The 7,210-nt window shown below is 70.1% G+C and carries 3 protein-coding genes; all 3 read left to right on the top strand.

Translation table 11 applies throughout. The features are described 5' to 3' along the window. The first annotated feature begins 629 nt into the window (after positions 1–629). A complete protein-coding gene (metE, locus tag KIH73_RS05020) occupies positions 630–2,939 on the top strand; it encodes a 5-methyltetrahydropteroyltriglutamate--homocysteine S-methyltransferase (protein ID WP_219081197.1) in 2,310 nt (769 codons plus the stop codon). 99 nt (positions 2,940–3,038) lie between these two features. Next, positions 3,039–3,881: a methylenetetrahydrofolate reductase [NAD(P)H] gene (gene metF / locus KIH73_RS05015; protein ID WP_219081195.1), complete on the top strand. Its 843-nt coding sequence runs from the start codon at positions 3,039–3,041 to the stop codon at positions 3,879–3,881. 123 nt (positions 3,882–4,004) lie between these two features. Then, entirely contained in the window at positions 4,005–7,103 is a 3,099-nt protein-coding gene (locus KIH73_RS05010) for a bifunctional [glutamine synthetase] adenylyltransferase/[glutamine synthetase]-adenylyl-L-tyrosine phosphorylase (RefSeq protein WP_219081193.1), read from the top strand. Positions 7,104–7,210: the final 107 nt, after the last annotated feature.

Here is a 7,210-nt window from a genome sequence, read left to right as displayed (position 1 = left end):
GGCGTGCACGCCGGGATGCTGTCGTTGTGTATCCATGACACAACCACACCACCACCGTCAACCATGCCCCAGGACAAGCGTCAACCATGCCCCAAGACACCCGTCAACCATCCGCCGAAACAAGACAGACTCCTGGAGGTTCCGTACCGCGGAGGTACGGTACGGTGCCGTCCAGAATCGTTTTCCACAGGTTCCGTACCACGAAAAGGTGTAGCACAGCCATCCAGAATCGATTACAGGAGGTTCCGTGCCACGGATGCGGACACGACGCACCCCGGAATCGGCTCCCGGTGGTTGCTTGCCACGAGGGTACGGAACGGTGCACCTTGGAATCCGTTCCGGGGATTCCGCACATCCCTGCGATACGACACGCTTCCGTCCCACCAAACGTTATAAATCAAATTTATAACGACACTCAAATTCTCCTGATGCCTTATAAGCAAGGTTTCTCTGATAATCTTGCCGCGACGCAATCGTGGCGAACCATGCGGCAGCGCGCCCATCGCCCCGAACGGCCCGCACGACGGTCCGACCCGGACCGGCGCCGCCGGACCGCCCGGCGTCTCGGCCGGCCCCGGCCCGTTCGAGACGCCGGATGCCCGCGCCGCCGCCCATCATCAGGAGGAAGCATGACCGCATTGACATCCGTGTCCGGATTCCCGCGCATCGGCGGCGACCGCGAGCTCAAGAAGTCGATCGAGGGGTACTGGAAGGGCCGGCACGGTCTCGACGAGGTGCGCGCGACCGCCAGGCGGCTGCGCGAGCGCCACTGGCGCCTGCAGGCCGATGCCGGCATCGACCTGATCCCGAGCAACGACTTCAGCTACTACGACCAGGTCCTGGACACCGCGATCCTGCTCAACGCGGTGCCGCAGCGCTACGCGCGCCTCGCCTTCGCCGACCCCGAGGACACGCTGTTCGCGATGGCGCGCGGCTATCAGGGCGACAAGGGCGACGTCACCGCGCTGCCGATGAAGAAGTGGTTCACGACCAACTACCACTACCTGGTCCCGGAGATCGACGACGCCACCGACATCCGGCTCAACGGCACCAAGCCCTTCGACGAGTTCGAGGAGGCCAAGGCGCTGGGCATCCACACCAAGCCGGTCCTCGTCGGCCCGTACACCTTCCTCAAGCTCGCCCGCAACGCCAAGGCGGAGCCGCTGACCTTCGACCGCGGCCTGATCAACGCCGTGGCGCAGGCCTACGCCCAGGCGCTGACCCGCTTCGCCGAGCTGGGCGCCACCTGGATCCAGTTCGACGAGCCGTACCTGGTGCTCGACAAGGAGCCGGGCGACGTCGAGCTGTTCAAGTCGCTGTACACGAAGATCCTGCCCGCGCGCGCCGACGGCGTCAAGGTGCTGCTCAACACCTACTTCGGCCACATCGCCGACGTGTACGAGACGGTCGTCCTGCTCGGCTTCGACGGCATCGGCCTGGACCTGATCGAGGGGCGCGACGAGAACCTGGCCGCCGTCGGCAAGTACGGCGCGGGGGAGTCCACCGTGCTGTTCGCCGGCGTCGTCAACGGCCGCAACATCTGGCGCAACGACTATGCGGCCAGCCTCGGCCTGGTCGACGCGCTGCGGAGGGTCACCCCGAACGTCGCCGTGGCCACCGCCTGCTCGCTGCTGCACGTGCCGTTCAGCACCGCCGGCGAGGACGGGCTGGGCGACGACGTGCGCCGTCACTTCGCGTTCGCCGCGGAGAAGCTGGGCGAGGTGCGCGAGATCGCCGAGCTGGCCGACGCCGACGAGGACGCCAAGCGCGCCTCCGAGGCGCTGGCGGCCAACCAGGCGCTGTTCGACGGCACGCGCGTGGCCCCGGACCAGGCGGTGGCCGCCCGCCTCGCCGCGCTGACCGACGACGACTTCGTCCGCCGGCCGGCCCGCGCCGAACGCCAGCGCCGGCAGCGCGAGGCGCTGGGCCTGCCGCTGCTGCCGACCACGACGATCGGCTCGTTCCCGCAGACCGCCGAGGTCCGCGCCGCGCGCGCCCGCCTGCGCAAGGGCGAGCTGAACCGCGAGGACTACGACGCCTTCATCCGCGACCGGATCGACGAGGTCATCGCCCGCCAGGAGGGCATCGGCCTGGACGTGCTCGTGCACGGCGAGTTCGAGCGCAACGACATGGTGGAGTACTTCGGCCAGCGGCTCAACGGCTTCCTGTTCACCCGCAACGCCTGGGTGCAGTCCTACGGCACCCGCTGCGTCAAGCCGCCGATCGTGTGGGGCGACGTCTCGCGCCGCGAGCCGATCACCGTCGGCTGGAGCTCCTACGCGCAGAGCCGCACCGACCGCGTGGTCAAGGGCATGCTCACCGGCCCGGTGACGATCCTGAACTGGTCGTGGCCGCGCGAGGACGTCTCCCACGAGCTGCAGACGCAGCAGCTGGCCCTCGCCATCCGCGACGAGGTGCTCGACCTGGAGGCCGCCGGCATCCGCGTCATCCAGATCGACGAGGCGGCCCTGCGCGAGAAGCTGCCGCTGCGCCGCTCCGACTGGCACGCGCGCTACCTCGACTGGGCGATCCCCGCGTTCCGCCTGGTGCATTCGGCCGTCAGGCCGACCACGCAGATCCATACGCACATGTGCTACTCGGAGTTCAACGACATCATACGCGACATCGACGCGATGGATGCCGACGTGATCTCCTTCGAGGCCTCGCGCGGCGACCTGGTGGTGCTCGACGCCATCCACGACGCGAACTTCGAGACCGAGGCGGGCCCGGGCGTCTACGACATCCACAGCCCGCGCATCCCCTCGACCGACGAGATCGTCGAGCGCATCGACCAGATCCTGGCGAAGATGGACGCCTCCAAGGTGTGGATCAACCCGGACTGCGGCCTGAAGACCCGCGGCAACGAGGAGACCTGGCCGAGCCTGGAGCACATGGTCGAGGCCACGCGCGCCGTGCGCGCCCGCCTGGCCGCCCGCTGACCATCCGCAGCAAGCCACAAGCAGCCGGGTCCCCGCCGCGACGCGACGCGCCGCCGGGGACCCGGCCCGTTCCCGGACCACGACAGAAAGCCTTCCACCATGACCAAGCCCCTGTTCTCCCTGGAGGTCTTCCCTCCCAAGCGCACCGCCCCCGTCGGCACGATCTACGACACGCTCGACGGCCTGCGGGGCGTCGACCCGGCGTTCATCTCGGTGACCTACGGCACCGGCAAGCAGTCGGACCGCACCGCCACCGCGCGCATCGCCAACACGATCCGCACCGAGTACGGCATCCCCGCCGTCGCGCACCTGACCTGCCAGTACCTCACGCGCGAGCAGGCCGACGAGGCGCTCGACATGTTCGTCCAGGCCAAGGTCGCCGCCGTGCTGGCGCTGCGCGGCGACCGCAATCCGGAGCGCGAGCCGGCCGGCGTGTTCCACCACGCCAGCGACCTGGCCGCCTACATCCGCCGCACGCACCCCGAGATGGCGGTGTACGGCGCCTGTTACCCGGAGTGCCACCCGCAGTCCAGGGACCTCGACGAGGACATCGCCCACCTCAGGCTCAAGGTGGACGCCGGCGCCTCGCATCTGATCTCGCAGCTGTTCTACGACGACCGGGACTTCCTGCGATTCCTCGACAAGGCCCGCGCCGCCGGCATCGACGTGCCGATCGAGGCGGGCATCATGCCGGTGACCAACGCCGCCTCGGTGCGCCGCATGACCGGCATGTGCTCCTCCAAGGTCCCCGAGCGGCTGGCGGTCATGCTCGACCGGTGGGGCGACGACCCGGCCACGCTCCGGGAGGCCGGCATCATCTACGCCTCCGAGCAGATCGCCGACCTGGTCGCCCGCGGGGTCGACGGCATCCACCTGTACACGATGAACCACCCTGGCGTCACCCGCCGCATCTGGGCCAACGTCAAGGGGCTGTTCCACTGACCCGCGGCAGCGCGCCCGCGCGCCCCCGCGGCGGGCGATGACCGTCGGGGCACCCCCGACGCGGCGCCCCGACGGTGAGATGCGCGCCCGTTCGAGCGGCTTCGACCGGGTACATTGGAACCCATGGACTCTTCAGCAGGATTCACCGTCACCGTCCGCGACCTCATCCACGCGGGACTGCAGGATCTGGACCAGGCTCGCCGCAGCTTCGACGAGCTGCGCCGCGCCGGCCTGGACGACCAGCGGCTGGGCCTGGCGCTGCGCGCGCTCGGCAACGCCTGCGACCCCGACACCGCGCTGCGCAACCTGACCGACATCGTGCTCGCCCAGCAGAGCCAGCAGTCCCGCCTGATGGACATCCTGCCGGACGAGCCGGCGTTTGGCCGGCTGATGACCGTGCTGGGCGCCTCCGACGCGATGGGCAAGATGATGCGCTTCCGCCCCGAACTCGTCGAGGCGGCCTCGATCGACCGCTGCGGCAGCCGGCACTTCGGCGCCGCCGAACGCCGCGCGCACATCCTTACCGCCGTCGGCGCCGATCCGGGCGACGCCGCGCCCGTCGCCTCGCTCCCGATCGCGCAGGCCGCCACCGGTCTGCGCGCCGCCTATCACAGGCAGCTCGCCGCCGTCATGGCGATGGACGTCACCGCGGCCGAACCGATCAGCGTGCAGCCGCAGGTCAGCCGCGCGCTGTCCGACCTGGCCGACGCGGCGCTCGAGGGCGCGCTGGCCATCGCCCGGCACGAGGTCGCCGGCAGCGAACGCTGCCGCTTCGCCGTCATCGGCATGGGCAAGCTCGGCGCGCAGGAGCTCAACTACGTCTCGGACGTCGACCTGATCTACGTCGTGGAGCCGGCCGACGACGTCGATACGACGACGCTGACGCGCATCGGCACGAAGATGGCGACCACGCTGCAGCGCGTGTGCCAGTCGGTGATCATGGGCGTGGCCGAGCCGGCGCTGTGGCAGATCGACGGCGGCCTGCGCCCCGAGGGCAAGGACGGCCCGCTGGTGCGCCGGCTGGAGTCGCACCGCGGCTATTACGAGCAGTGGGCCGAGAACTGGGAGTTCCAGGCGCTGCTCAAGGCGCGACCGGTGGCCGGCGACCCCGAGCTCGGCCGGGCGTACATGGACATGACCCGCCCGTTCGTGTGGTCGGCCTCCAGGCGCGACAACTTCGTCAACGACTGCCAGGCGATGCGCCGGCGCGTGGAGAACCTCATCCCCGCGAACCTCAAGGACCGCGAGATCAAGCTCGGCAAGGGCGGTCTGCGCGACGTGGAGTTCACCGTGCAGATGCTCCAGCTCGTGCACGGCCGCGCCGACGAGTCGCTGCGCACCCGCTCCACGCTCGAATCGCTCAAGGCCCTGTCCGACGGCGGCTACGTCTCGCGCAAGCAGGCCGTGCGCCTGTCGTGGGACTACCGCTTCGAGCGCGTGCTCGAGCACCGCCAGCAGATGTGGGCGCTCAAGCGCACCCATCTGTTCCCCGACCTCGGCGCGGCGAGCACGGGCGGGCTGGAGCGCAAGCGCGAGGCAAGCGTCGACGAGCTGAACCGCAACCCCGAGCTGCGCCGGCTGGCGCGCGCCTTCCGGATGCACCCCGAGGAGCTGGTGGCCCAGTACGACGAGACGCGCCGCGAGGTGCGCCACCTGCACCTGGACATCTACTACCGGCCGATGCTGCCGATCAGCGCGCAGCTCGACGACGAGGAGATCCAGCTGTCCGACCAGGCGATGCACGAGCGGTTCTCGTCCATCGGGTTCGAGGACCCGGACGCCGCGATGCGCCACGTCGGCGCGCTGACCAACGGCATCTCGCGCGCGGCGAAGATCAACCGCATCATCCTGCCGGCCGCGCTGCAGTGGCTCGGCGAGGGGCAGAACCCGGACATGGGTCTGCTGGGCTGGCGAAGGCTGGAGGAGCACTTCGGCGAGGAGAGCAGGTACCTGGGCTTCCTGCGCGACTCGCCGTCGGCCGCGCAGCGCCTGTGCCACGTGCTGTCGAACTCGCGATTCCTCGGCGACGCGCTGAACAAGTCCGTGGAGTCGGTCACCTGGCTGGGCGACGACGAGGCGCTGCGCCCGCGCACCCGGGAGAGCCTGGACGTGCAGTGCCGCGCGACGCTGGAGCGCAACGCGCACGACATGCGCGACTTCGCCACCTCGGTGCGCGCGATGCGCCGCCACGAGATCGAGCGCATCGGACTGGGGTGGATGAACGGCGTCATCGACGGGGAGGCCAGCCTGCACGGCATGACCGACGTGTACGACGCGATCATCGACGCCGCGCTGGCGTGGGCGGTGCGCGACCGGATCGAACAGGACGGACTGGACCGGGCGCCCGCGGCCATCGCCGTCATCGCGATGGGCCGCTACGGCGGGCGCGAGGTGAACTTCAGCTCCGACGCCGACGCGATGCTCGTCTACCGGCCCGACGACGCCGACGACGCGACGGCCAACCGGTTCGCCCGCAAGGTGACCGACGCGCTCCGCCAGATCCTGCAGGGCCCGACCACGCTCGAGCAGAAGATCGAACTCGACCTGGACCTGCGGCCCGAGGGCAAGAACGGCCCGCTGATCCGCTCCTACGAATCCTGCCGGGAGTACTACGCCTCGTGGGCGAGCACCTGGGAGCACCAGGCGCTGCTGCGCGCCCGCCACGCGGCCGGCGACCCCGACCTGGCGCGCGACTTCCTGGAGAACATCGCCGACCCGCTGCGCTACCCGGACCGCCCGCTGACTCAGGCCGAGCTGGGCGAGATCCGCAGGCTCAAGGCCCGGATGGAATCGGAGCGGCTGCCGCGCGGCGTGCGCCGCGAACGCCATCTCAAGCTCGGCAAGGGCGGTCTGAGCGACGTGGAGTGGACCGTGCAGCTGCTGCAGCTCGAGCATGCGGGCCGGCACGAGGAGCTGCGCGTGAACTCGACGCTCGGCGCGCTCGGCGAGCTGGAGCGGCTCGGGCTGATAGGCCCCGAGGACGCGGGCCAGCTGCGCGAGGCGTGGCGGCTGTGCACGGCCGCGCGCAACGGCAACTACCTGTGGAACGGCCGCGCCAACCAGGCGGACATCCTGCCCGACGACGTGTACTCGCTGGGCGGCGTGGCCGTCTACCTCGGCTACGACGCCCACCGCGGCCAGGTGTTCGAGAACGACCTGCTCGGCGTGATGCGCAAGGCCCGCGACGTGATGGGGCGCCTGTTCTACGGTATGGAGGGCTGAGCGCCGCCGCGGCCGCGCGGCATGCCCCCGCCGGTCGCGCGGCCGCGACACCGGTGAACACTCGGTGGCACCGAGGTGTCGCAAAAACGGTCTATAGTCGGATAGGT

It is taken from the genome of Bifidobacterium phasiani, assembly GCF_019331775.1.
GTDB lineage: Bacteria > Actinomycetota > Actinomycetes > Actinomycetales > Bifidobacteriaceae > Bifidobacterium > Bifidobacterium phasiani.
This window is presented reverse-complemented; position numbering and strand designations above follow the sequence as displayed.

Bases quoted from the DNA above. Each gene is read 5' to 3' on its own strand.
- metE (WP_219081197.1), top strand. From the start codon at position 630: ATGACCGCATTGACATCCGTGTCCGGATTCCCGCGCATCGGCGGCGAC.
- metF (WP_219081195.1), top strand. From the start codon at position 3,039: ATGACCAAGCCCCTGTTCTCCCTGGAGGTCTTCCCTCCCAAGCGCACC.
- KIH73_RS05010 (WP_219081193.1), top strand. From the start codon at position 4,005: ATGGACTCTTCAGCAGGATTCACCGTCACCGTCCGCGACCTCATCCAC.